The organism is Caballeronia sp. GAWG1-5s-s (assembly GCF_023631445.1).
Lineage (GTDB): Bacteria > Pseudomonadota > Gammaproteobacteria > Burkholderiales > Burkholderiaceae > Caballeronia.
The window spans coordinates 262,108-287,344 of record NZ_JALQDC010000029.1; the positions used below are offsets into that span (position 1 = coordinate 262,108).

Annotated in this window: 15 protein-coding genes and 4 pseudogenes; 5 read left to right on the forward strand and 14 right to left on the reverse strand. The window is 62.9% G+C overall.

Features of this window, described 5'->3' with window-relative positions:
• Positions 1-124: 124 nt before the first annotated feature.
• From NCR34_RS22200 to NCR34_RS22225, 7 genes and pseudogenes are all read right to left on the reverse strand, one after another.
• Positions 125-4,660, reverse strand: coding sequence for an autotransporter outer membrane beta-barrel domain-containing protein (locus NCR34_RS22200; protein ID WP_250501061.1), 4,536 nt, complete (start codon positions 4,658-4,660; stop codon positions 125-127).
• 23 nt (positions 4,661-4,683) lie between these two features.
• On the reverse strand, positions 4,684-5,181 hold the full coding sequence (locus NCR34_RS22205; RefSeq protein ID WP_250501062.1) for a hypothetical protein: 498 nt from the start codon (positions 5,179-5,181) through the stop codon (positions 4,684-4,686).
• A gap of 1,074 nt (positions 5,182-6,255) precedes the next feature.
• A complete protein-coding gene (locus NCR34_RS22210) occupies positions 6,256-7,674 on the reverse strand; it encodes a hypothetical protein (RefSeq protein ID WP_248324695.1) in 1,419 nt (472 codons plus the stop codon).
• 169 nt (positions 7,675-7,843) lie between these two features.
• Positions 7,844-7,963, reverse strand: a pseudogene (locus NCR34_RS28235) (peptidoglycan-binding domain-containing protein); the annotation flags it as partial.
• A 479-nt stretch (positions 7,964-8,442) separates the two neighbouring features.
• Positions 8,443-9,913 (reverse strand): annotated as a pseudogene (locus NCR34_RS22215) (argininosuccinate lyase).
• A gap of 557 nt (positions 9,914-10,470) precedes the next feature.
• A complete protein-coding gene (locus NCR34_RS22220) occupies positions 10,471-11,808 on the reverse strand; it encodes an NRAMP family divalent metal transporter (RefSeq protein WP_248324696.1) in 1,338 nt (445 codons plus the stop codon).
• 718 nt (positions 11,809-12,526) lie between these two features.
• Positions 12,527-13,624 (reverse strand): NADH:flavin oxidoreductase/NADH oxidase, encoded by a 1,098-nt coding sequence (locus tag NCR34_RS22225; RefSeq protein ID WP_248324697.1) that lies wholly within the window; start codon positions 13,622-13,624, stop codon positions 12,527-12,529.
• A gap of 87 nt (positions 13,625-13,711) precedes the next feature.
• Between NCR34_RS22225 and NCR34_RS22230 the strand changes: the two genes are divergently transcribed.
• The 3 genes from NCR34_RS22230 (at position 13,712) to NCR34_RS22240 (ending at position 14,956) form a co-directional block, all read left to right on the forward strand.
• Positions 13,712-14,041, forward strand: coding sequence for an ArsR/SmtB family transcription factor (locus NCR34_RS22230; protein WP_248324698.1), 330 nt, complete (start codon positions 13,712-13,714; stop codon positions 14,039-14,041).
• On the forward strand, positions 14,038-14,337 hold the full coding sequence (locus NCR34_RS22235; RefSeq protein ID WP_248324699.1) for a hypothetical protein: 300 nt from the start codon (positions 14,038-14,040) through the stop codon (positions 14,335-14,337). The genes NCR34_RS22230 and NCR34_RS22235 overlap by 4 nt, the downstream gene beginning before the upstream one ends.
• A 190-nt stretch (positions 14,338-14,527) precedes the next feature.
• The gene (locus NCR34_RS22240) at positions 14,528-14,956 is read left to right on the forward strand and encodes a helix-turn-helix domain-containing protein (protein WP_248324700.1); all 429 of its coding nucleotides are present in this window, start codon (positions 14,528-14,530) and stop codon (positions 14,954-14,956) included.
• On the opposite strand, the gene NCR34_RS22245 is transcribed toward NCR34_RS22240, so the two are convergent.
• Together NCR34_RS22245 and NCR34_RS22250 are read right to left on the reverse strand one after the other, a co-directional pair.
• Positions 14,953-16,194, reverse strand: a complete 1,242-nt coding sequence (locus NCR34_RS22245; protein ID WP_248324701.1) for an NAD(P)/FAD-dependent oxidoreductase — start codon at positions 16,192-16,194, stop codon at positions 14,953-14,955. The genes NCR34_RS22240 and NCR34_RS22245 overlap by 4 nt on opposite strands.
• A 21-nt stretch (positions 16,195-16,215) precedes the next feature.
• On the reverse strand, positions 16,216-16,998 hold the full coding sequence (locus NCR34_RS22250) for an ABC transporter substrate-binding protein (protein WP_248324702.1): 783 nt from the start codon (positions 16,996-16,998) through the stop codon (positions 16,216-16,218).
• Positions 16,999-17,163: 165 nt separating this feature from the next.
• Between NCR34_RS22250 and NCR34_RS22255 the strand changes: the two genes are divergently transcribed.
• Together NCR34_RS22255 and NCR34_RS22260 are read left to right on the forward strand one after the other, a co-directional pair.
• On the forward strand, positions 17,164-18,150 hold the full coding sequence (locus tag NCR34_RS22255; protein WP_248324703.1) for an ornithine cyclodeaminase family protein: 987 nt from the start codon (positions 17,164-17,166) through the stop codon (positions 18,148-18,150).
• Positions 18,151-18,201: 51 nt separating this feature from the next.
• Positions 18,202-18,855, forward strand: coding sequence for a helix-turn-helix transcriptional regulator (locus tag NCR34_RS22260; protein ID WP_248324704.1), 654 nt, complete (start codon positions 18,202-18,204; stop codon positions 18,853-18,855).
• A gap of 273 nt (positions 18,856-19,128) precedes the next feature.
• On the opposite strand, the pseudogene NCR34_RS22265 reads toward NCR34_RS22260, so the two are convergent.
• From NCR34_RS22265 to NCR34_RS22285, 5 genes and pseudogenes are all read right to left on the reverse strand, one after another.
• A pseudogene (locus NCR34_RS22265) lies at positions 19,129-19,242 on the reverse strand (homogentisate 1,2-dioxygenase); the annotation flags it as partial.
• A 179-nt stretch (positions 19,243-19,421) separates the two neighbouring features.
• Positions 19,422-21,395: an aconitase family protein gene (locus NCR34_RS22270; protein ID WP_248324705.1), complete on the reverse strand. Its 1,974-nt coding sequence runs from the start codon at positions 21,393-21,395 to the stop codon at positions 19,422-19,424.
• Between the two features lie 50 nt (positions 21,396-21,445).
• The gene (locus NCR34_RS22275) at positions 21,446-22,885 is read right to left on the reverse strand and encodes an MFS transporter (RefSeq protein ID WP_248324706.1); all 1,440 of its coding nucleotides are present in this window, start codon (positions 22,883-22,885) and stop codon (positions 21,446-21,448) included.
• A gap of 86 nt (positions 22,886-22,971) precedes the next feature.
• A pseudogene (hppD, locus tag NCR34_RS22280) lies at positions 22,972-24,047 on the reverse strand (4-hydroxyphenylpyruvate dioxygenase).
• Positions 24,048-24,085: 38 nt separating this feature from the next.
• Complete coding sequence (locus NCR34_RS22285) at positions 24,086-25,237, reverse strand: CaiB/BaiF CoA transferase family protein (protein WP_248324778.1); 1,152 nt, start codon at positions 25,235-25,237, stop codon at positions 24,086-24,088.

Here is a 25,237-nt window from a genome sequence, read left to right on the forward strand (position 1 = left end):
CGACGATAAAAGACCTGAGGGTCGAAGGAACAGGCATTTTTTTCCGCGAAGCCCATGTCGTTGGGGAAGGATAGTAGGGCCGTGGCAGGCACGGCGGAGCTTCGTTATGACGAACGCCGGGCGTTCACCAGACGTAGCGCGCGCCGAGCAAGCCTTCATATGCGTGAAAGCCGCCCGCGCCTTGCTGATATCCGAGGTTGCCCCACACCCGCCACTGCCGGCCAATCAACCCTTGCGCACCGATCTTGGCTTCGAAGCGGTTCCTGGGGCCGTCTTGCGACACCGTGAAGCCGTTGAACGCCGCGCTCGCCACTCGCGTGTCGTGCAGCCAGTTCACTTCGACGAAGGGCAGCCATCCTGGTGCGGACGTCGACCCCGGCGCATGAAAGAGCCGCATGCCGAGCCGCGTCGTCCAGTTGCTACCGTTCGGAGTGCTGACGACTGTTCCGCCGGACTCGGTGTGATCGTCCGCGTCATAATAACTGTAGACCAGTTGCGCCTGCGGTTCGAGCAATACCGGACCAGTCGACGTCTGGCCGAGGGGCAGCGCCCAGCCGCCTTCCACCGATGCCGACCACACGTGACTCGAGTAGCTTTCGCCGGCGAGCGCATCGCCCTTCACGCTGTTGTCGAAGTGGCCGTACTGCAGCCACGTATCGACGTAAGGACCGGCTAGGGAGTACGCCTTGCCGTGCCATGTCGCGTACAGCCCGCCGCTCAGACCATTCGTGTTGCCTCGTGCTTGCGCGCCGCCGTTGCGCGTTGTTGCATCCGTCGTCGACGAGCCGTAGCCTGCCATGACGCCTACTTGCCAGCGATGTCCGTCGCGCACGCGGTTGAGCACGTCGATGCCGGCCTGGACGATGGCCGTATCAGTCGATTCGCCGATTCTTCCGCCCGCCGCTTCGCCGTCGACATGCGCGCCGCGGGTGCGCGCCCATGCGGTCGATGCGCCGCCGCCCTCGTGCTGCGCGGCCAAGGGATCGGCGAAACCGGCGCGGTCATGCAGCGTCATCCTGAACATGCTGGCCGCCGCCTGTTGATTGCCCAGGTATGCGCCGGGCTCGGGACGCGGCGCGGGGGAGGGGCCGTCCGACAGCGAACGCAGATACCAGTCGCCGCCGGCTTGCTGCAATACGTATTCGTACGGGCCTGCGACGAGGCGGCCGTCGAGCTTGAAGACGCCGCTCGACTGGCCATCGACTTCTACGATGTCGATGCCCTTGGTCGTCGCCGCCCCCGCGCCGCCCGCGTTCGTCACCTTGACGCGCGTCTGACCGGACGTGTCGCCGCGCACGATCAGCCGGTCCGTGGCCGATCCGTCGCCGGCGAGCACGGTGGACAGCGCGAGCGTTCCGCTATTGCTCGCATAGTTGCCGTTCACGGTCAGCACGCTCGCGGGCGCCGGACTGGCCATGCGGATCTCGCCATTATTGACTAGCACTCCTTCTACCGCGAACTGACCGGCCGGCCCGCTTGCGAAGCCAGGCGCGGCATCGGCGACCGCGAAGATTCCGTTGTTGACGATGTTGCCGCCTACCGCGCCGTAGCCGCCGAAGGTCGCTCCCGGCGCGATGGTCACTTGCCGGGTATTCGCAAGTTGCGCGCCGCCCGCGAGCACCAGCGCGCCGCTGTTAACCGCCGTGTTGCCGCCGTAGGTGTGCGTGCGCGTGAGCGTCACCGTGCCGCTGCCTTGCTGGACGACGTCGCCCGATCCGGTGATCGCGCCGCCGTACGCGACGTTGCCGCTGCGATCGAATACGAGCGTGCCGTCATCGACGATATCACCCGCGACGCTCCCGCTTGCGCCCCCGGCGCCCAACTGCAGCCTTCCGGCGGCGATGGTCGTGACGCCCGCGAAGGTGTTGTCGCCCGCGAGCGTCAGTGTGCCTGCGCCGGTTTTCGTGAGACTTCCCTCGCCGCTGATGACGCCGCTGAATGTGGAATCGGCCGCGCTGTTCACGTTCAGTGCCGCGCCGCCGAGCGCGACACTGCCCGAACCGGTGAGATGATTGACGTGCTGGGCGAAGCCGCCCAGGTCGAAGGTGGCGCCCGAGGCCACGCTCAGTTGCGAACTGCGGGCGATGATGTCCGGCGCGCCCGCGACGAGCGTTCCGCCAGTCACCGAAGTGGCGCCGGTATAGGTGTTCGCCTTCGACAACTGGAGCGTGCCGGAGCCGGCCTTGGTAAGCGTCTTGCCGTCCCAGCCCGTCGCGGCGTTGGCGGCCTGATCGGCCAGGACGATGTCCATGTCGAAAGAATCGCCCGCGTCCGGCAACGTGAACACGCCGTTGGCTAATTGAGGCGTTGTGCCGAGCCCGGCGTACCACGTCGGCGCGACGGCGACCACGAAGGTCTGCGGCGTGTAACCGCTCGTCAGGGTCAGGAAATCCGGCGCGCTGACCGATCCCCCGATGCGCGTGGCACCGAACGTTCCGGTGAGACCGCTGGGCGACGCGACCCGAATCACCGTGAACACGCTGTTGGCAAGTTCGTGCGCGCTCGCCGACGCGGGCGCCGAATAGCCCGCCAGATTGAATATTGCATTCGGTGCGATGGATGCAGTATTCGCTGCGACGACCGCGTCAGCCGGGCCGGCTATGCCGTCCAGCGTGCCGTTCATCGAGAAACTGCCGCCGACGGCCAGTTGCGATTGCGACGAGACCAGCGTCGTCGCGCCGGGTGCCGTGACGAAATCGCCGGTGGTCGTGAAGACGCCGCTGCGCAGGAAGCTCAATGTGCCTGCATCGACCGATACGCTGCCTTGCTGCGATCCCGCCGCCAGGAGCGCGACCGCGCCGCTGCCGGTCTTGACGAGCGCGCCCGGCCCCGACAGCACGTTAGGCACGATGCCCGCGCTCGCGAAATCGAGGCGCAGCGTTGCGCCGTTACTGACCGGGCCGGTCCCGAGCGCCCCGCTGCGTTGCGCGACGAGCGTGCCCGCCAGCACATCCGTGCCGCCGCTGTAAGTGTCGATGCCACCGAGCGCCAGTGCACCCGCGCCGCTCTTGATGAGGCGGCCGCTGCCGACGATTGCCCCGTCGAAAGCGGAGTCGGCGGAGTTCTGGGCGGTCAGGTTCGCGTTGCCGAGCAGGACGCGGCCGCTGCCGCTAAGGTTGTTGATCTGCTGCGGCAGGCTGGCGAGGTCGAGCGTCGCGCCGCTGCCGAGGTTGACACTCCCGCTGTTGAAGAGGGCGTTTGCCACGCCGGTTCGCAAAATGCCATCGTTGACGAGCGTTGCGCCGGTGTAGGCATTCGCAGCCGAGAGAATCAGCAGGCCCGCGCCGTTCTTCGTCAGCGTGCGACCATCCCAACCGCTGGCGAACGATCCCGATTGATCGATGAGCGGGACGTCGACGTCGAAAGTATCGGCGGCGCTGGCAAGCGTGAACGTGCCGTTGCCCTGCGCTGCACCCGCGCGCCACGTCAGGCCGAGGCGGACGTCGTAATCTCGTGCGTCGGGCGTCTTTGCGCCTGCCGGTATCAGATAGTCGACGGGAATGGATCCTCCGAAACGTACGCTGGTGAAATCCCCGGACAGGCCGGCCTGGCTCGACGTGTGCACGACGTTAAATACGGTACTCAAAAGACCAGTCGCTGACACGGGCACCGAAGGGGCGAAGCCGTTGATCAGCAGCGCACCGTCCAGGGTGCCGCTCGACGCAGTGATGACCGGCTCGGCCGTGCGCAGTCCCACGATGAGCGTAGAACCCGGCTGCTGATTGAAGCTGTTGGCGACGGCCAATGTCGAATCGGCGGACATGACGGTCAGCGCGCCCGTCTGCGTCGTATAGGTGTTTGCGGAAAACGCGCCCGGCTGGGCCAGCCAGAACGCCCCGGAGTTCACGCTCACAGCGCCTTGCGACGAACCGGCGGCCGACAGCAACGTCGTGCCGTTGCCGATCTGCATGAGCGTGCCGCCGCCGGATAGCGTGCCGTCGAACCTGAAAAGGTCGCCGCGATCGAAGCGCAGCAATCCGTTGTTGACGATGTTGCCTGTCACGTTGCCGCTACTACCGCCCGTGCCCAGCGTGAGCACGCCGCCAGGAGATACCGTCGTGCTACCGACGTCGTTGGTCAATGTGTTGGCGAGTGTCAGCGTTCCGTCCACAACGACAGCCGCCGACGATTGATTCGACATCTTGACGAAGCCGTTGAGCGTCCAATTGCTGCCTGCAACCGCGCTCAAGGCGGCGAATCCATTGGACGGCGAATTGGTATCGAAGCTGCCTGTCTCCGTGCCCGAGCCGCTCAGGATGATGGCGTTGCCGGGCGCGAGGCTGAGCACGTCCGTACCGTTGCCGCCGTTCAAGAGCGATCCTGTTCCAAGCGTCACCGTACCGTTTGCGCCGCTCATCAACACCGCCGATTGCGACGCGCTCGAGATAACGCCACGGTTGTCGAGCGTGCCGCCGGGCCCGAGCGTCACGCCCGGGTCGATATGGCCGCGTATGGTGCCGGTGGTGCTGTTGGTTACGCTCGCCGAACTGGCTCCTTTCACACCGACGCCTTCGTGATATCCGTCGATCAGCCCGTCGTTGTTGACGGTGATCGAGCCTGCATCGGCCAGTACGCCGGATCCATACGTACCGTCCGAGGTGCCGCTTTTGATGACGCCGCCAGCGTGATTGTTCACCACCACATGACCGGACGTCTGCACATAGACGCCGTTGGGTGTCGTGCCTATCGACGGACTACCTTCAACGTACCGAAATTGTCGACGACGCCGCCCGCTCCCGACTGATAGGCAACGGCGTGACTCGTGCGCGCACTGATGTCGCCCTGATTGGAGAGCGCGTTGTTATCTCCCGAGGTGAAGACGACGCCAAAGGTGTTGCCGAGCAAGCGCCCCGATGAAAGGTTGGAAAGCGTGCCGGGCACGTTGAATCGCACGGCGGCGGCCAGGTTGTCGACCGAGCTGGTTATCGAGCCCCCGTTTGTCATCGTGACGGGAGCGATGCCGTCGACATTGATCGCATTCTGATACGTGGTCGTGATGACCGTTCCTGCTTCGATTTGATAAACGGAATCAGTCGAAAGCGTCTGCGACGTGTCGCTCGATGTAATTACCGTCAGCGCGTGAAGGGGGAACGGAAGCCCGATGAGGATCGCCGCGGCCAGAGGGCGGACAGGGACAGTGTTAATTACATAGATGTGCTTATTATTGCGCTGTCTGCACATACCATCGCCTCACACTGTTACGCGGGAACGCAACGATGCGCGCCGCTGTTTCTAATATATGGCCCGGGCGTAGAACGGAGTCATAGGAGACCCTGCGCGACGGCCAATGAGCAATGGCAGTATAGGTAAACGCGCGTGTTGGGCGCCGCAGCGATTCGCGCATGAGGCGGGACAATGATTGGTCCGTGTTGCTTCGTTTGAGCCAACGGCGAGGCGTGCAAAGGGCGCGCTCGGTGATTGCGAATATGCCCGATAGCGCTTGCCGTAGGTTTCAGCCAAGGGCGCGTCGTCCGAAAGTGAAGGCTAAATGCGGTCACGCTGCGTCTCAGTAAGTCAGGCGACTCGTCGACTCATTTACGTGGACCAGCGACATGCGTTGCGGGCTCGCGGGCTCGGACTTTGGCGTCGCGCGTGAGCCAGCAATCTCTGCATGTCTGTGGATGTATCCGCGCATCAGTTGCCGGACACCGGCATCATCGCTCGCAGACAAATCGTTGCGCCGCCACGCCATGCCGCCTTCGGCTGCGCAGTTCGAACTCACCGTGAGCGTGCTAATGGATGCCCCCGTTTTGGCAAGAGCGCCATTCGCGCTTTGCAAGCACTAAGGCGTGCATATAGGCGACTTTCGAAGCGGTCCTCGCCGACGCGTACAAACGGCGCGATCGACTACTCTGGAAATGGCCTCTCTGTGCCCCAATGCACCGACGCGGCAGGCGCCGCGAGCAAGCGGGCTCAACCCGTCACGCGTACTCGAGACCGCCGCCGGCACGGTGTCTTAACGCGCGGGATGGCGCGTGGATTATGCATTTCCGTTGCTGTTGCAAAGCCACCGGCATCTTGAAGCAACTGCGATGTGCGCTCCGATTATGGCCCGCTACGATGCGCACGACGCGCGCCGGATGTTCGAGCCCGGCGCCACTCAGGTGGCGTCGCGGTGGCGCACCTCTCGAAGCTCGACGCCATCCGTGCCTTGCTCGATCAGACACGGCAGCGTATTAGCCAGAAGTGGAGCGCTTAGGTCACGGCGCGGGGGGACCCCTCGGCTGTTAGGTAGCCGCTGGCGGCTTCCGGTCGTTACTTCGCTTGCGACGGCTTGTCCGGGCGATCGAGGCTGAAAACACGCACGATCATCGCATCGATCATCCGAAAGAAGCCGTCCGCGCCATAACCCGCAATAAAAGCGATTCCCGACGCGGAAAGCGTGAGCGCGCCCGAGCCTGAACTCACCGTCTGCGCCACTGACCCGGGCGTGAAGAACAGTCCGACGGCGAGCCCTGCGATGGCGCCGAGGATCAGGCGAATGATGGCGAGCGTTTCATCGCGCGGCGCCAGAATGCTTCGCGTGATCCGGTCGCTGATATCGCGCAAAAACGAGGCAATGGTGCCGACGAGGCCGAACAGCACCGGCAATACATAGCTCGCGTAGGCTGACAGAACCAGCGTGATGGACTGGATGTTTTCCTGCGCCGCTACAGTGTTGCCGCCTTTGTTCTTCGTAAGCAGCATCGAGGAAATCGGAAACGGCATGGTGAGCCATGACGACGGCGACGTTTCGGCGAATGCCGCCGCATCGTTGATGGATTTCTCGTAACGCGCCTGATAGTACGACCAGCGGTTGCACAGCAGCCGGATCTGGCTGCTCTGCTGATCGATTTTCGAGTCGCAACGCACCGGTACGCTGTCGTGCTTCTGCTTGTCTTGTGCGAGCGACGAATTCTCTTTGTCTACTGCCGCGTAGATCTGGCTGGTCAGGTCTGCGGTGCTCTTCTGATCGTCCTCGAAGCGGGACGTCAGTTGCAAGCCGTACACGACGAGCCAAAGCAGGATCGCGGAGAAAAACGTGACCGCCGCGCCGACACGCGAAACGTTCCTGTGAAAGCAGCGGAAGCGCTTTGCGCTCGGAATGAGCCCCGGATAAGCCGACCTCGCGACGACCGCGCGAGTCTCTCTGTCGAGCGTAACGCCGTTCTCCAGCGGCGCCGGCGAGTTGCGCTTCGCCCTAGACCTCTCTTCGAGAAACATGTAGGTGTAGGCAATCGTGACCCCGTTCGCGGGATAGGCAATCGAGTTGACTTTGTCCTTCACGCACAGAAGCAAGGCGGCGTCGTCGGCGCGATCGTTCAGGCTTTGGTTCGGCTCCGGCGGATAACGCAAGGCGCATATTCTTCTGATCACTTCGATTGGCGGCAGCACGGACGGCGGACTCGTTACGCGATTGCCGTTCTCAGCGTTCGCGTTGGCCTCGGCGTTTTGGCGAACCGGATACTTGATGTCTCCGATATCCCAGATGTGCACATCCGGACGTCCCGAAATGAAATCCAGCAACAGCAGGACTTCATTGAGGTCGCGCTGAAGAATCAGTTGCTCCGCTGGGAATCTGGACTGCTCGAACGTGGTCGACGGCGCAGGCTCCGTTGCGGGCTTGATCGGCGTTACCGATGAAGAAGAGGCGCTGTTGTCTTCCGGTACCGGATTCACAGGTATGGAGTTCATGGCTTATCCCTCCGATAGATGTTTCGGTCGCACTGCGAATCGCGAATCGCGAATCGACGACGCGCTGCGCCGGCAGGCCTCTTTGCAGCGAGCGAGGCGGCAATGCCGGACGGAAATCTCTCTGGGCCGGCGTGGCCGAGTGCGAATAAGGTGCGCGGTCCCGCTCGCCGTCGAACACTGATCCGCCAGTTCTCTGAAATGCGATGACTGCCGCAACCCGTCCTTTCCGGTAGTCGCTGTCGAGCGGGCCCCGGCTGAATCCGTATTCCGCTAGTGCTCGCTGCAACGCCTTCCCGTCGTTGCTGCTGTCGCCTTGTCGGAGGTCGCTCCTCGTGCATGGCTGGTTCCTTCAAGGATCCCTGGCGCGCGACGCGCTAATCGGGCAATTCGGACAATTGCCGTATTCCGGGATCGAACAGCCAGTCCAGGCGCGGCGAGGCCGACGTCGTCGCCGATTCACGCATGCCACTCATCGTCCAGTGACTCGCTTAAAGGCACGCGCCTACGACGGCCAAGAACGAAAGCGGGTGACATCCAAAACGATAGACCTTCGGCCGAAAGAAAATAGTCCCCCTTTCGCAGGGTGTTCTACGCACGTCTGGAGGTAGACCGATCTCGGCTCGTTTCCGAAGCCGATAGGCTCCCCCGTTCGTCGCAACGGTGAATCCGGCAGAAGCCGAGCGAGGTCGAGAGATCGAGAGAGTGGCTATTCCGCGAACTGATCCAGACAACAGTAGGCGAAGACGACAGGATCGACGCTCGTTTCGCTTATTGCTTCGGCAGGAGCTTGTCGAAATCGCGATCGAGCTTGGCCAACGACGAATCGATGGTCCTCCGCTGGTCCGCGATCCAGTCGCTTCGTTGCGCAAGTTTCCCGTTTGCCTCTTTCAGCATGCGCTCCATCTCCACAGGCTGCGGCCCGCCTGTGGTACGCCGGTCGTTGACGATCGCAACCGGGTCCAGCGTCGCGCGGAACTCCGCTTCGCTCATGGGCAGCACGCCGTTGCTCTCGGCATAAGCCTTCGTCGTCTCGGCGTAGAATCCGCTGGGCCTGGTCGTACGGGAAGTCGCTCGGCTTGATGTTGTTGGCGCGCGCGTACTCGACGACCTCCGACGCAAAGTGGTGTCCGAGGCGGAAAGGCAGTTTGTACTTGCGCATGAGTACATCTGCGACTTCCTGAGACGCCGTCCAGTCGCTGTCCAGTTCTTCCAGCGCGCGCTTCTGGTCGATGACCAGCGCGTTCATGATCTTGTCCCACTTCTTCAGCACAGTGATCGCGCTGTCGATCATCTCCTTGTTGTCGCGCACGTCCTTGGCGTCGGGCATGCCCGGCGGGATGTTATGCGCGCGGATGACTGGACCCATCGCGAGCGTGATAGCGCTCGACGCGTCGGCGCGCGTGGAGTTCAGCAATCCAGGATTGCGCTTCTGCGGCATGGCGCTCGACACGTAGGTATTGCTGCCGCCCTCTAGCAGCAGAATCCACGGTCTCGGCTCCGCGTACTGCGTCATGACATCCTCGATGAAGCTGCCCGCATGCAACGCGATGCTCGTTACGATCGAGGCGACTTCCACGGGATGATCGACCGCCGCAATCTGATGCGCGTCATAGGCGTTGTCGACAATGCCCGGGAAGCCCAGATACTTCGCCATGCGCGCGCGGTCCAGCGGCCAGCTCGTGCCATTGAGGACCGTGGTGCCCATCGGACTCAGGTCGACGCGCGCATACGCCTCGCGGATGCGCTGCGCGTCTCGGTCGAGCGCGGCCGCGTAGCCTAGCAGGTAGTGTCCGTAGCTGTTGGGCTGCGCCGCCACGCCGTTGGTGTAGTTCGGTACGATGGTATGTTCGTGCTGTTGCGCGAGCTTTACGATCGTCGTCGCGGTCGTGTTCAGCTGGTCGGCCAGACGGAGCATGTCGTCGCGCAGGATCGCCGCGCGGTAGGTCGCGTGCATGTCCTGGCTCGAGCGCCCAGCGTGAAGCAGCGTCACATCCATGCCGGCGGCCTGGATCATCAGCGGTTCGAACGTGATGACGGTGGATGGACGCTTCGCCCCCGGCTGGTTTCCGTCGTGAATCACCTTGGCGACGCCGGCCGCGATGCGCGGCGCAAGCGACTTGTCCAGCAAGCCCTCGTCGGTGTTGATGACGGCGGTAGCCTTGTTGATTTCGCCCAGCCAGTAGAACTCGTCGCGGGCGGGGGTTTGCTCGGCCTGTGCGGTGACAGCCGCGGCGTGCATCAGCAATAAAGCAGCTAAGGAAATGGCTCGCTTCCGGAACATAGCCTCGATCTCGTGTTGGTAGGCCGATGCAACAGGACGCCGACGGCACCGTCCGCGTGGGTGTCGGTTATAGCACGGCGGGCGGATGGCTGACTGCGCATGGCGACACGGCGATTAGGGCTTGGCGGAGAAGGGCGCCGTGGCGAACCTTGCTAGCACAACTGCGATAGGGCGCGTTGGCCGAGACAGCGCAGCAGCGCGACCCTATTTAGCTTGTTGATGTATCGGAGCGAACTCGATCATTCGCGCATCGGCGGAGCGGCTGCCTGCAGATGTGCTCGCGCGGCGAAACGGCGCTCTTTTCCAGCGACGTGATGCACAGCGCCGTTCAGGTGCATCGACCGGAATTTGATTCGGCGAACATCGAACGAGGCACCTCCCGCGTCTGCTCGTCCGCGCAGATAAGAGCCGACTATCGGCCTTCCCGCGAGCCAAGTCAGAAGTTCTCGAACGGTTGACGACTAACGCCGCGGCGCCGATGCCACCGTGTCCCGTCTTCGACGGGGCGCGCGGATTCATCGTGACACGAACTCCAGCACGAAATGCGCGACGAGCGCCGCTGCGGTCGCTAGCGCCGCAAGCCAGCTGAGCGCGCGCAAAGCCCAGTGCGCAGCGAGATCGCCTACGGCTTTACGGCTCGAACTGAGCAAGACGAGCAGAACGAGAACGGGCGTGACGGTCATACCGTTGAGCACCGCGCTCCAGTAGAGCGCTCGCGCAGGCTCGACATGAAAGAACGTCAGACTCACGGCGACCGCGATGCCGAGCGCGATCGTCCCGGCGAGCAGCCACGCAATACGGGTATCGCGCCGCTCGCCGTTCTCCCAGTTGAATGAACTCGCGGCCGCCTGCGCAGCCGAGCCCGCCAGCGGCGGAAGCGCAAGAAGGGCCGATCCGAGAAGTGCAAGCGCGAGCACGTGCCCCGCATGACCATGCGCGAGCGGCTCGAGCACGCGATCCAGTTGCACGAACTCGCCCGGAGGCGTCGACTGCATGAGATGCAGCGTCGCGGCCGCCGCGATCATGACACAGACCGAGACTGCATTGGACAGCAAGGTCCGGATCACTACCTCGCGCCGCATGCCGCCCATCTTTCGATCCAATGCCTGCCGCCGGGAAACCTCGCTCTTCTTGATGTCCCGCGCTTCCTGTTCGGCTTGCGCGAACATCAGGTAGGGGCTGACCGTCGTGCCCAGCACGGCGATCAACGTCGTCACATAGTGTTCCGACCAGACGACGCGCGGAATGATCATTCGCCTTGCGACTGCATGCCAGGGCACATCGACGAGCAGAAGGACGCCTGCATACGCGAACATCGCGAGCGTCAGCCATTTGAGGAACCTCGCGTAGCTTGCGTAAGCGATGCTCCATTGCAGAACGAGCGCTGCGCAGCCGGATAGCAGCGTGAGCCAGACGAGGGACCCGCCGGTCAATGCGCGCAGAGCGGCGCCCATAGCGAGCACATCGACGGCAATGTTCAAGGTATTGGCGATCAGGAAGCGCGCGACGGCGAAGTAAAAGAACGGAGGCCAGTCGTGCTTGCGCATGTTCGCAGTCAGGCCGCGCCCCGTAATAGCGGCGACGCGTGCCGCAATGAGTTGCAATGCGACGGTCGACGGGTACGAGAGCACGCACACCCAGAGCTGGTCGAAGCCATACCACGCGCCCGCGAGCGTGTAAGTGGCTATGCCGCTCGGATCGTTGTCCGAGGCGATCGTGACGAGTCCCGGGCCGACATGCGCCGACCATGAATGCGCGCGGCGCGCGCTTCCTCGTATGTCGCTGTCCGTTGTCGGCTTGTTATGAGGAATGAACATGAGACACTCGCGGGCGTTTTCATCGAGCGCATGCATGAACCGTTCCTAGCGCGTGGACTGGCATGCAGTCTCGGCCGTTGTGGTTTTGCGGCTTCAGCCAACCAAGTTCGACTACCTGCAGGCTGCATGTTGGCGGCGCGCAATGTTCACGTGGCGTCGGCTTCCCTTTTGTCCTGCGCGAGCAACTGGCTATCGGGCAGCCGGAAGGGTACGAGGTTATCCGCGTTGTTGGCTTTCACCAGCCGGATCGTTTGCAGATGAAGAAATCACGCTCGACGGGCGACAGATGTTCGATCGTGCGCTCGTGCGCGCGCTGCACTGCGGGGGCCGTCTCCTGACCGGGCGTTTGCCAGCGGGCGTGAGCCTGACAAGCCGCAGCCGCTTGTCGTGTTCCGCCTGCGTGCGGCTGACGAGCCGGCGCGCGTTGAGTCGCGGAATCACTTCCGCGACGCTGGATCGCTCCAGTCCCGGCTTCGATAGCGAGCGAGTTGTGATCCATCTCGCCGAGCGACTCGAGCGCCGTGCGCAAGCTGTAAGGCACTGGCGTGATATTAAATTCGCTCGTTTGCTGCACGAACAAGAAGGTATGGAGTTAATGCAGGCGAGGAGTGAAAAAGCCCCGCCGTGCTTAGGAAAAAGGATTGAGCGTTGGGCGCACACGAGGAAGCAAGCCAATGTGCCGTCTGCCCTGACGCTCCAAGCTCAAGGCAAACGACACATCAGCACATCAGCACATCACGACCGACGCGTAAACTCACGCAACCGCATAGCGTTCGAGCCAATGCGCGTACGGCGCAGGCAGCGTCCACGACGGACGCTCGATACCCAGCTTCTTCGCCGCATAGTACGGCCAGTGCGGATCGGCCAAGTGCGCGCGGCCAACCATCACCAGGTCCAGTTGCCCGTTCTTCACCGAACGGTCCGCCAGTTCGGGCGTGTCGATGCCCCATGCCGACGAAACCGGAATGCCGGCCTCACGGCGCACGCGCTCCGCGATCGGCGCGAGAAACGCCGGCGCCCACGGAATCGCCGCGGTCGGGGTGGAGAAGCCCACGCTGACGCTCAGCATGTCCAGTCCCTCGCGCTTGAAATTCTTCGCGAGTTCGATCGACTCAGCGAGCGTTTCTTCGTCGCGGCCGTCGTATTCGATCACGCCGAAGCGCGCCGTCAATGGCAGGTGCTCCGGCCACACCTTGCGTACGGCGGCCAGCGTCCCCAGCAGGAAGCGGCTGCGGTTCTCGAGGCTGCCGCCGTACGCGTCGTCGCGTTGATTGGAGTGCGTTGAGAAGAAGCTTTGGCCGAGGTAGCCGTGCGCGAAGTGCAATTCGAGCCACTCGAAGCCCGCGTCGCGCGCACGCTTCGCGGCGGCGACGAAATCTTCGCGAACGCGCGCGATGTCGTCGAGCGTCATCGCTTTGGGTACTTTCGACAGACCGCCGCCGAACGGGATTGCCGAGGGCGCAAGAGTTTGCCAGCCTCGAGGATCGCTGTCGGCGATGTGATCGTCGCCTTCCCAGGGCCTATTGGCGCTGGCTTTGCGGCCCGCGTGACCGATCTGAATGCCCGGCACCGCGCCCGCCGCCTTGATGGATGCGACCACGGGCGCGAACGCCTGCGCCTGCTCGTCGGTCCAGATGCCCGCGCAGCCCGGCGTAATCCGGCCCTCGGGCGACACCGCCGTTGCCTCGACGATCACCAGCCCCGCGCCCCCACGAGCGAGACCGGCCAGGTGCACGCGGTGCCAGTCGTTGATCAAACCGTCTTCGGCGGTGTACTGGCACATCGGCGGAATTGCAATGCGGTTGCGCAAGGAAACGTCTTTGAGCTGGTACGGCTGAAATAATGCGGACATCAGGCTAAACTCCCGTTGTGAGGCTTGTACGTTATTTCGATAAATATCGAACTTGCGAGTATCGCAGAACCCATTACTGTTTGCACAATGCGCGCCTATACCCATCCTGTCGCCGAGGACTTCACGCTCGGGCGGCTTTTCCACGCTCTTAGCGACCCGGTGCGCCTCGAGATCGTTCGTCAACTATCGACGGTAGACGAGGCGACCTGTGGCGAGCTCGACGGCGGCCGACCGAAGTCGAGTGTCTCCCATCATTTTCGGATCCTCCGCGAAGCGGGCCTGGTGCGCACGCGCGTTGCCGGCACCGTGCATCAGAATTCACTGCGGCGCGCGGAGTTGGATGCCCGCTTTCCCGGCTTGATGGAGGCGGTCATCAAGCAGATCGTCAGCAATTCCGTACCGAGCGAAGCATCGTGAGTCGACTGAAGGTCGTGGAAGATGGCCGCGAGCGCGGACCGCGCCACGCCGATAAGCGTTTTATAGATCATCCGCCGGCAACTTTCGAAGCGCCTCCGGCAACGTTGATCCGTGCTGGGAAAGTGCTCAGCGATTTCATTTCCGCCGACGTTGTTGATCGAGGTTTTATTCGTGCCATTGAACTATTGAGTTGTCCTAAACGCGCATATCAGGCGCACAGCGCGATGGCTGCTTATGTTGTGTTCAAACGCGAAAGCACGGATGGCGGAGTCCTGCGTAAAGCAATAATTACTTAATCATACTTCTCCCAATCCTTTGCCTCGACTAGGAATGCGTCCAGTTCCTTCCAGAACTGGTCGGACGAGGTTTTACAGAGACGCGCGACAGACTCATTGAATTCGTCTGGGTCGTCGCACCGAAAACGATCGTGCTTATCACCGGACGCCGCAGCGGAAAAAGCAGGGCAGCAGTAGCCAGCGACACGTCATGGCGCCGGCAAATGCGTTCGAGTCCTGTCGTTTGCAACGGGACTTGCTGTGCCATCCGCGTTTGCGGCGCGCGGTTCATTTGATCGAGCAGCACATAGGCGCACCGCTGCGTGTCGAAGCATTAGCAACTCGTCTCGATACATCGCCAAGGCAGCTTCAGCGCCTTTTCAAAGAGGGAACCGGCGAGTCACCGCTGGCGTATGCGCTTCGCATTCGATTGAAAACGGCGGCGTGGCTGCTCGCCGGTACGCATCGAACGGTTAGCGACATTGCCGGCCACTGCGGCTTTTTCGATGCCTCCCATATGGGGCGACAATTTCGTCGCGTCTATGGTGTGACGCCGCAGGGGTATCGGATGAGGCATCACGCCGAGTTGTCGGCGGTCAGAGGGTACCCCGAGTCCACATCACCAGCTGGGCAGTGCTAGAACCTCCCCGCGCGGTAGGGATGTGGACTGGTGAACCCCGCTTCTCCGTCCATTAACTCGCTCAGCAGCCTGCCCGTCACTGGCCCGAGCGTCAGTCCGTGATGCGCATGTCCGAACGCAAACCAGAGACCCGGATGACGGTCCGCCGGTCCGATCACCGGCCGCATATCCGGCGTGCAGGGTCGCATCCCGACCCACGGCGCGTCGTCGATTCGCGCCCCGAGGCCGAACATCGGACGAGCAACGCGCTCCGCTCGTTCGAGTTGCACTGGACTCGGCGGCCTATCACGGCACGCCAGTTCGACGCCGGTCGTGAGTCGCAGCCCGCGCCGCATTGGGGCGACCACATAGCCGTGCTCGATATCGACGACAGGCCGGGATAGGGCAGCGCGGCCGTCGCTCGCGTAGTGCATGTGATAGCCGCGCTTCGCCACCAGCGGAATGCGGTAGCCAAGCTTGCGCGCGAGATCCCCGGACCAGACGCCGAGCGCGATGACCGCCGCCTGCGCCTCCACAAGCCCGCTCGACGTCATGACGCGCCAGCCGCTGCCCGACCGTTGGAGCGTCGCGGCGTCCCCGCTCAGGATGCGTCCGCCCTGGCGCTCGAACAGGGCCGCATATCCTTTCGTCAGCGCCCCGGGATCGATGACACTGCGTGGGTCGGTCCAGTGGATTGCGCCCGCGTATCCGTCTGCGAGCGATCCCTCCAGCCGATGCAGCGCGGCCGCATCGAGCACCTTCATGCCCAGGCCGTGCTCGCTCGCGATGCGCTCGGCGCCGCTCGCCTCGCGCTCGAACTGCTCACGCGAGCGATAGGCTTCGAGCCAGCCCGTGGGCCGCACGAGATCGGAGAGACCTGCGCGCGCGATCAGCTTCTCATGCTCGGCTACGCTGTTGCGGATGAGCGGAAGCATGTCGCGCGCGGCGGCGGCGAGACGCGCCGGCGCCGACTCCCACCAGTAGCGCGCGAGCCACGGCCCATAGGCGGGCAGGGAACGCAGGTCGTAGCGCAGGGCGGTGGAACGGTTCATCGCGAACTTGAACACGGTGCGCAGGTCTCGCGGAAACGCATAAGGCACGACTGCCGACGCCTCGATCAGCCCCGCATTGCCGAAGCTCGTCGCTTCGCCGGGCGCGCGCCGGTCGACGAGCGTCACCTCCCATCCGCGCTGCTGCAGATGCAGCGCGACGCTCACTCCCACGATACCCGCGCCGAGCACGATCACGTCATGAGCCATGTGCAGAGCCTGGTGAAATGGTTATTTCGCGATGATGTCGCGTTTGAAGTACTTTTGCGAGAGCTGGCTGAGGGTTCCGTCCTTCTTCAGCGAATCGAGCGCGGCGACGACCTTCGCTTTCAACGCGGCGTCGTCCTTTCGCAAGCCGATGCCCGTGCCTTCGCCAAGCGTGGACGGATCGGTCAGCGGGCCGCCCGCGAAATCGAAGGCCTTGCCCTCGGGCTTCGCGAGAAAGCCGTCGATCGCCGTCTGCACTTCCTGCACCGCGCCGTCGAGCCGCCCGGCCGAGAGATCCGCGAAAATCTGGTCCTGGCTCTGGTACGTCACGACTTGCACGCCTGCGCCCGCCCAGTGCTTGCGCACGTAGTCCTCCTGCGTCGAGCCTTGCAGCACGCCGACCCGCTTGTCTTTCAGGCTTGCGGGCGTCGGCTCCAGATGCGAGCCGCGCTTCGCGACCATCTCGATCGGCATCACGTAGACGGGCGGCGTGAAGTCGATGGCCTGTTTGCGCTTGGCCGTGATGTTCATCGCCGAATTGATCGCGTCGAACTTGCGGGCCTGCAGCGCGGCAATCAGTCCGTCGAAGCTGTTCTCCACCCACACGCACTTCATTTTCACCCGCTCGCACACGGCATTGCCGATGTCGATGTCGAAGCCTTCAAGCGTACCTGCCGGGGTCTTGCTCTCGAACGGGGGATACGACGCCTCGACCCCGAAGCGCAAGGTCTGCGAATCCGCGTGCGCCACGCCGAATGCGAATGCGAAACTCGCCGCGCCCGCGAAGCAAATCATCTTCCAGTTCATTGTCGCCACCCAAGTTCGTGTGTAGTCCGCCGCCCAGGCTTCGCCGAGCGCCCATGGGAAATATAGTCGAAAATCAGAATAAAAGTCTAGAATAGACAAAAATGTCTACTCAACCTAGAGCGGCTGTATGGCGAGACCATGGCCGCGCGAACCGGAGGCTTCCGCATGAATTCGCTGTCCGAAACCACGCGCGATAAGACGCCTTTCATCGTTCACGAAGACGACGTGCGGCGAGCCCTGCCGTCGCTGAACATCAACGGGGCGCTCGAAGACATGTTCGACGCGCTCGGCGGCGGCGGTGCCGTGCAGCCACCGCAGACGCTCACGCCTTTTCCGGGCGGCGCTGGCGATTTCATCACTTATCTCGGCGCGCTCGCGAAACACGGCGTCTTCGGCGCAAAGCTCTCGCCGTATATCGTGCATCCCGGCGCGCCGATCGTCACCGCCTGGACCGCGCTGATGTCGATGCACACCGGCGCGCCGCTCATGTGGTGCGATGCCGCGCTCCTCACCACCGAGCGCACGGCGGGCACGACGGCGCTCGCGGTCGCGCGGCTCGCGCGCGAGTCGAGCGAGCGTCTCGCGATCATCGGCTCGGGGAGCGTCGCGCTTGCGCATCTGCGGCACGTTGCACCGTTGCGCGCATGGTCGGAGATCCGCATCCATTCGCCGCGCCTGGTGAACGACCACGAACGCGCCGACGAAGCGCGGGCGCTCGACGCACGCGTGCACGTCGCGGCATCGGTCGCCGAGTGCGTGCGCGATGCGGATGTCGTGCTGCTGTGCACGTCGTCGGGTACGCCGGTGCTCTCGCTCGATGCGCTCACGAAGCCCGCGCTCATCACCTCGATCAGCACGAACGTCGCTCGAGCGCACGAGATCGATCCGGCCGCGCTGAATGCTCTCGACGTCTACTGCGACTATCGGCAGACGACGCCGTCGAGCGCGGGCGAAATGGTGATCGCGCAAGAGTGTCACGGCTGGTCGCCCAATACGATTCGCGGAGATCTCGCGGAACTCGTGCGCGGCGCGTGCCCGGCGCCTTCTTTCGAGCGCAGCGTGTTCTTCCGCTCTATTGGCCTCGGCCTCGAAGACATTGCGATCGCGCACGCGCTCTACGTTCATCTCGCGAAGCCGCGCGCCGCGGATTAAGCAGTATCATCGGCCTTCAACGTTTTGGAACTCATGCCCCAATCCCAGTCAATGTCACGACGCAAGACGCCGAAGCCCGGTGCCATCGCGCGGGAGGCGCTCCTCGCGCGCTATGCGCACATTGCGGACAGCATCACGACGCTGTTCTTTCCCTATGCGGAAGTCGTAATCCACGACCTGTCAGATCAGACTGTCGCGTATCTGTCGAACAATCTGTCGAAGCGCGAGATCGGCGACGACTCCGCGCTCGAGGATGTCGAGGACACCGCGCGCGACCGGCTCGTCGGTCCCTACGAGAAGCTGAACTGGGATGGCCGCCGCATGCGCTGCGTGAGCACGGCGCTGTTTGACGACGCAGGGAACGCCGCCGGCGTCATGTGCATCAACTTCAACATCGCGGCTTTCGAGGAAATGCGTTCGACGCTCGATCTCTTCCTGCGCGGTGCGGGCGTCGTCGAGCAGCCCGTCGAGCTATTCAAAGACGACTGGCAGGAGCGCATCAACACGTTTCTGCACGGCTGGCTGCGCGAGCGGCAGATCGCGTTCAATTCGCTCACGCGCGAACATCGGCGTGAGCTTGTCGAGGCGCTGCACGCGCAGGGCGCGTTCAAGGGCAAGAGTTCGGCGAACTACGTGGCCAAAGTGCTCGGCATGGGACGCGCGACCGTTTACAAGCATCTGCGTGAGATGAAAAACAGCGTCTAAGTGGTAACCTGCGCCGGCAGGGAGCCCGCGCGGCTTGCGGCTAGCGGTTGAGTTTTCTATGGATAAGGATGCAACCGTAAGCATTCAGCGATCGTCAACGCTAACTCCATGGCGGCCGTGGTATTGCCCGACACTGAACGGCGCGGCCAGGCACGAGCTCGCGCCGCGTCGCAGCGGGGCGAGCTGTACCTGCCTAAAGCTCGATCGACGGCTGTCGCCTCGCCAAGCCAATACGAGAATCCGCGCACGCGATTCTGTGAATCGATCTCACTATGCGCCGAAGTTCTCGCAGACGTAACCACGCGCGCGCCCGTCGGGCAGCGCGACCGTGACGCGCACGCCGCGCGGAATCACCGCGATCTCCTGCGATTCGACATCGAGCATGCCGGGTCCGCTCTTCGGCATGTCATTCCTCATTCCGTTAATCAGCAGCACGGCGTTGCACTGCGGAGGATTCAACCTGTGTGACCAAGAGTCGACCGCGCTTGGGATCCGTCGCACGGCCATCGCGCCAGGTTCGTCAGCAGGTGAGAGCCGAGCGAGGGATGGAATGTGTGAGGGCATTGTCATGGTTCGCCGACCGATGCTCGCAGTCGTTCGAAGCTGATAATCCGCCCGGCTACCGCGCTTGCGGCAACGGTCGAAGGGCTGGCTAGCCACACCATCCCGGGTCCAGATCGGCCGGGAAAATTTCGATTGATGGCGCTGACCGTCACCTGGTCGGGCCGTTCCGAAACTCCGGGACCCGCGTTGACGCATGCACCGCACCCGGGTTCGATGAGCTCGACTCCGGCACGCGTGAAAACATCGAGCATTCCTGCGCGGCTGCAGTAGTCGCGCACGTCCTGACTGCCGAACTGCAAAAAGAAGCGAGTCGACTCGGCAACCCTCAAGCCGCGGCTCAACGCCCAGTTCAACACCTCGTAGCAGCGCTGCAAATCCTCGCGTTTGCCACCCGTGCAGGAGCCGCCGTAAGCGATATCCACCGGTATCGAGTCGCGAACCTCGGACAGGGCGATTCCTTGGCCAGGGTCGCCCGGGCGCGCAAGCATGGGCTCCAGTCGGGAGCAGTCGACGTCGATGGTATGCGCAAACACCGCATCGTCGTCGCTGCGCATCCACGGCTCGATCTCGAAATCAATCCCCCGGCGCTCGCGCAGAAAGCGCTGCGTTTCATCGTCAGGAGCGATGATGCCGCTGAAGCCACCCATTTCCGCGACCATGTTCGTCAAGGTCGCCCGCTCGTCGGTAGATAGAGACGTGAGGGTCTCCCCACGATATTCGAATATCTGCCCGATCGCATTACCCTCACGAAAATAGGGCAAGCGAAGCAGGTGCAGGACGATGTCTTTCGCTTCCACTCCAGCCGGCAAGGTTCCATTGAAGTTTATTCGGCACGTCTCGGGTACTTTCACACGGACGTCGCCGGTGAGCCACGCGTTGGCCATTTCAGTGGCGCCAATCCCGAACGCAAGTGCGCCCAATGCGCCGCAATGCGGAGTATGAGAATCGGTGCCGACGGCAAGCTGCCCCGGTTTGACATACCGCTCGGCCATGATGGAGTGGCTGATTCCCTCCGAGCCTTCCCGGTCAGTCAACAGCCCATGATGGCGCAGCCCGTATTGTTCACAGAAGCGCTGTTGCACCTGCCCCATCGCTTGCGCAATGTCCAGCAGGCCAAGCGCGCGACGCTCAGGTGGCATGCTGCGGTGGATGAATGTCAGATGGTCGGAGAAGCACACGATGCTGCTGGGGTCGCGCAGTTCGATCTTGTCGCCGCACTCCCGGCGCAGGAAGCTGATAGACATCGGAGAAACGTACTCGTGCGCGTAACGCCAGTCGGTCTTCGCGAACAAGCTCTGACCCGGCGCGACGCCCGAGCAGCCGCCCGCTCGGCTGATAATCTTCTCGGCGTAGGTCATGGGCCGTGACCCGAGAGGTTGCTCCGAAGGCCGCCATCCATTCCGCCTGGCCTCCGTCAAGCGGAACAATCCGCCCCTCCGAATCAGTTCCACCGTGAGCGCATCTTCTCCGCGGGTGAATTCCTCCACCGGAATGTTCTCGCCTCGACGGATCCGCGCAATCAGGCCAAAGTCCGTCGAAGTGAAAATGCCAAGGTTATGGCAGTTCTGCCGGTAGATCCGCTCGAAGCTCTCGGCAATGACCAGACGGATACCCGCGCACCACTCGGCGAACGGACTGGCCTCGCGCGATGATCCTTTTCCATAGCGGCGACCTGCCACAGTGACTGCGAAGCCGCCCGCCTTGACGCTGCCTTGTCTGACTGGCCGAGCGGCCATGCAGTCGAGGCCAAGGTAAGGGTACTCGCCCAGCTTCTCGTCGTAGTAGTAGCAGATGTAGGCGGGCGTAATCTCATCGGTGGAGATGTCGTTGCGCAGCGGCCCTGCATCTTCGAGCGTGACGTCTTCACCGAGCAACTGGCGCTCGATGACGCTTGCGCTTTGCGACAGAAACAACACACGACCATCGAAGCGCACGGTCTTCGACGGTTCAGACCGCCAGGAAGGTGATTGGGACATGTCTGTCTCCGATACTGAAATGGTGCAGAGAACTGGGGCGGTCGTACGACTTAGTGATTGAGTTCCTCGAGTCGGACACCATTGGTCCGGGGTCCGAAGACGCCAATCGCTATTGCAACCACCAGCATGCAACCGGTGATGCCCGTGAAGACGCCCACGACCCCGAAATTGCGTAGGAGGAAGGCAATGAAAAACCCTGAAAACATCGCGCCGATGCGGCTGATGGAGAAAACGAAGCCGCTTGCACGGCACCGCACCGCTGTCGGGAAGAGTTCCGCCTGATAAGCATGGAACGCGACGGAAATCGTCTGCCCGGCCAGACTGATCAGGACGCCCAGCACGATCAGCGGCGTGGCCTCTTTCATTTGTCCAAAGGTCAATCCGCAAGCGGCCACTGCGAGCGCGCCGCCCACGATCAACCATTTGCGCTGGATCTTGTCGGCGTAAAGCATCGCGAGCATCGGACCCGCCGGCATGGCGAAGGCGATGATGAACGAGTACAACAGACTCTTCGTCACGGTGATGCCCTGTCCGATCAGCAACGTCGGAACCCAGTTCACGAACCCGTAATAGCCGATTGCCTGACAGAAGTTGAAGACGATCAGCATGATGAGGCGCGAACGGTACGGCGGCTGCAGCAGTTCCGAAAACGAAGCCCGGCGATGCACTGGCTGCTCGATCACCGCGAGCGGCGGCGGCAGCGGTTCACCGCTTTGACTCGCGATGATTCTCTCCATCTTCGCTACGATCCGCTCGCCGTCCTCGACGCGGCCATGCGTCGCGAGCCAGCGCGGGCTTTCCGGCACCGCCCGGCGGATGAACCACACGAGCACCGCGCCCACCGATCCGGCGAGCACCACGATTCGCCATCCGTCGATGCCAAACAGCGTCGTCGGCACGAGCCAGTACGAGAGAATCGCGGCGACCGGGGCAGCAGCGAACATCACCATCTGGTTGAACGCCATGGCACGGCCGCGCATATACTGCGGCACGAGTTCGGTCACGTAGCTGTCGATGGTGATGATCTCGATGCCCACGCCGATGCCTGTGATGAAGCGCCACAGCAGCACGCCTTCGGGCGTCGTCTGGAAGGCCATGACCGCCGAGCCGACCGAGTACCACAGCAGAGAGAACGTAAAGACGGTGCGGCGCCCGTAGCGATCCGGCATCCAGCCGAAACCGAAGGTGCCGACGAACAGGCCGGCGAACGTTGCCGCGATGAACGCCGCTATTCCGTTGAAACCGAAGAATGAATGTGTAGTGGTTCGCAGGAGGCCGCTTTTGGCCATGCCCGGCGCGATATAGCCAGTGAAGATCAGGTCGTAGACTTCAAAGAACCCGCCGAGGGAGATGAGCAACACGAGCATCCAAAGATGCCGGGTAATCGGCAATCGGTCCATCCGCGCTGAGATTTCAGCACCCGGATTGATACCGACGCGAGCGTTCGGCGCGAAGAGCGGGGGGCTGTCCGCGGTGACGGTCTGCTGCATGTCTATGTCTCCTGTTCTTTGCATCGGCGGCGTCTCTTTTGGGCGAACGCCTGCCGACATGAAAGTGATGATCCGCGTATCGAGAACTATTGCTGCCCGATGACACCTCGTCGAACCTGATCGCGTTCGATCGACTGAAAGAGCGCCTTGAAGTTGCCTTCGCCGAAGCCGTCATCGCCCTTGCGCTGAATGAATTCGAAGAACACGGGTCCGAGCAGCGTATCGGAGAAGATCTGCAGCAATAGCCTCGGATTACCGCCGCTCGTGTTGCCGTCAATCAGAATGCCGCGCGTGCGCAACTCGGACACCGGCTGCCCGTGCCCCGGCAAACGCTCTTCGAGCATCTCGTAGTAGGTCTCGCTCGGCGCAGTCATTAGCGGGACGCCCGCCATCGCGAGCTTGTCGATGGTGCTAAGCAGATCGTCTGACAGCAAGGCCACAACTGGATGCCTTCGCCGTTGAACTTCATCAGGAATTCTTCGATTTGTCCTGCTCCCTTCGACGATTCCTCGTTTAGCGGAATGCGAATCTTGCCGTCGGGCGCGGTCATCGCCTTCGAGGTAAGGCCGGTGTACTCGCCGGAGATGTCGAAGTAGCGAATCTCGCGGAAGTTAAAGAGCTTCTCGTAGTAGCCGGCCCAGAAAGCCATGCGTCCGCGATAGACGTTATGGGTCAAATGATCGATGAGCTTCAGTCCATAACCCTCGGGCCGCCGGTCGACGCCTTCGAGGAATTTGAAGTCGATGTCGTAGATCGACTCGCCGTCTTCGAAGCGGTCGATGAGATAGAGCGGCGCGCCGCCGATTCCTCTGATGGCGGGCAGGCGCAACTCCATTGGGCCGGTTGGCATCTCAAGAGGCTGCGCGCCGAGGTCGATGGCGCGCGCGAAAGCGGCATGGGCATCCTTGACGCGAAACGCGAGGCCGCACGCGGACGGTCCGTGCTCGGCCGCAAAGTAAGCAGCTGGGCTTTTCGGCTCGCGATTCACGATGAAATTGATCCCGCCTTGCCGGTACAGCACGACGTCCTTGGATCGGTGATGCGCGACCAGCGTGAAGCCGAGCTTCTCGAACACGGGTTCGAGCGTATTCGGCGTGGGCGACGCGAATTCGACGAATTCGAATCCCATGAGACCCATCGGGTTGTCGAAAAGAGATTCCATTTGATTCGCTCCGTTATTCGATGCAATGGCGGCGAAATTCATGCGATCACCCGACTCTTGAGGCGCGCCAGCACTTCGTGCGTATGCTCGCCGACTCGCGCGAGCGCATGGCGCACGCCGGGACGACGACCGCCCATGGTCAGCGGCAGGAGCACGACTTCGGTCACGCTGCCATCATCCGTCTCCATCGGCGCGAGCCCGCCGCTCGTCTTCAGATGCGGATCGTCGAACAGTTGCTCGGGCCGCACGATCGGCGCATAAGGAATGCCGGCCGCTTCGAGCTTCGGCGATAGCTCTTCAACGCGATGCTCCTTGAGGATTGCGCCGAGCACTTCGAGCAGTTCGGAGCGGATCGCAACGCGCAGCGCGTTCGTCTGGAAACGCGGCTCGGCCGGCAGGTCGGGGCGATCGAGGACGTCGCATAGCGTGACGAACTGCTTGTCGCTGACGGCGCCGATGAAAAGCTGCTCGCCATCGGCGAGCGTGAAGACGTCGTAGACGCTCCACGCCGATACACGCGAGGGCATCGGCGGCGGTGCTTCGCGCGTCATCGCGTATTGCTGCATGTGCTGGGCCGAGAGAAACACGCAGTTCTCGAAGAGCGCGCTCTGCACTTCCTGGCCGCGCCCGGTCTGCTCGCGTTCGCGCAGCGCGGCCAGCACGCCGATCGCGCCGAACATGCCGCCCATGATGTCGTTGACCGAAGTTCCCGCGCGCAGCGGCCGGCCGACCGGACCCGTCATGTAGGAAAGACCGCCCATCATCTGCACGACCTCGTCGAGCGCGAGACGCTTCTCGTACGGTCCCGGCAGAAAGCCCTTGTGCGACACGTAGATCAAACCGGGATAGCGCTTCGACAGCGTGTCGTAGTCGAGGCCGAGTTTCGCCATCAGGCCCGGTCGAAAATTCTCGAGCATCGCGTCGCACGTGCCAATCAGTTCGATCGCGGCTTCCTTGCCCTCCACCGTGTTGATGTCGAGCACGACGCTCTTCTTGTTGCGATTGAACGAGCGAAAGAACCCGATGCCGAGACCCGGCAGCTTGCGGGTCTTGTCGCCGCCGGGCGGCTCTATCTTGATCACTTCGGCGCCAAGATCCGCGAGGATCATGCCGCACGTCGGCCCCATGACCATGTGCGTGAATTCGATGACGCGCACGCCGTCTAAGGGAAGTCTTGCGGGAGTATTCAT

What these genes read in the sequence shown, in the direction of transcription:
- NCR34_RS22210 (WP_248324695.1), bottom strand. Translation starts at nt 7,674, where the DNA reads ATGAACTCCATACCTGTGAATCCGGTACCGGAAGACAACAGCGCCTCT.
- NCR34_RS22260 (WP_248324704.1), top strand. Translation starts at nt 18,202, where the DNA reads ATGTCACGACGCAAGACGCCGAAGCCCGGTGCCATCGCGCGGGAGGCG.
- NCR34_RS22285 (WP_248324778.1), bottom strand. Translation starts at nt 25,237, where the DNA reads ATGAATACTCCCGCAAGACTTCCCTTAGACGGCGTGCGCGTCATCGAA.
- NCR34_RS22255 (WP_248324703.1), top strand. Translation starts at nt 17,164, where the DNA reads ATGAATTCGCTGTCCGAAACCACGCGCGATAAGACGCCTTTCATCGTT.
- NCR34_RS22230 (WP_248324698.1), top strand. Translation starts at nt 13,712, where the DNA reads ATGCGCGCCTATACCCATCCTGTCGCCGAGGACTTCACGCTCGGGCGG.
- NCR34_RS22275 (WP_248324706.1), bottom strand. Translation starts at nt 22,885, where the DNA reads ATGCAGCAGACCGTCACCGCGGACAGCCCCCCGCTCTTCGCGCCGAAC.
- NCR34_RS22245 (WP_248324701.1), bottom strand. Translation starts at nt 16,194, where the DNA reads ATGGCTCATGACGTGATCGTGCTCGGCGCGGGTATCGTGGGAGTGAGC.
- NCR34_RS22240 (WP_248324700.1), top strand. Translation starts at nt 14,528, where the DNA reads ATGGCGCCGGCAAATGCGTTCGAGTCCTGTCGTTTGCAACGGGACTTG.
- NCR34_RS22220 (WP_248324696.1), bottom strand. Translation starts at nt 11,808, where the DNA reads ATGCATGCGCTCGATGAAAACGCCCGCGAGTGTCTCATGTTCATTCCT.
- NCR34_RS22205 (WP_250501062.1), bottom strand. Translation starts at nt 5,181, where the DNA reads ATGTGCAGACAGCGCAATAATAAGCACATCTATGTAATTAACACTGTC.
- NCR34_RS22225 (WP_248324697.1), bottom strand. Translation starts at nt 13,624, where the DNA reads ATGTCCGCATTATTTCAGCCGTACCAGCTCAAAGACGTTTCCTTGCGC.
- NCR34_RS22250 (WP_248324702.1), bottom strand. Translation starts at nt 16,998, where the DNA reads ATGAACTGGAAGATGATTTGCTTCGCGGGCGCGGCGAGTTTCGCATTC.
- NCR34_RS22270 (WP_248324705.1), bottom strand. Translation starts at nt 21,395, where the DNA reads ATGTCCCAATCACCTTCCTGGCGGTCTGAACCGTCGAAGACCGTGCGC.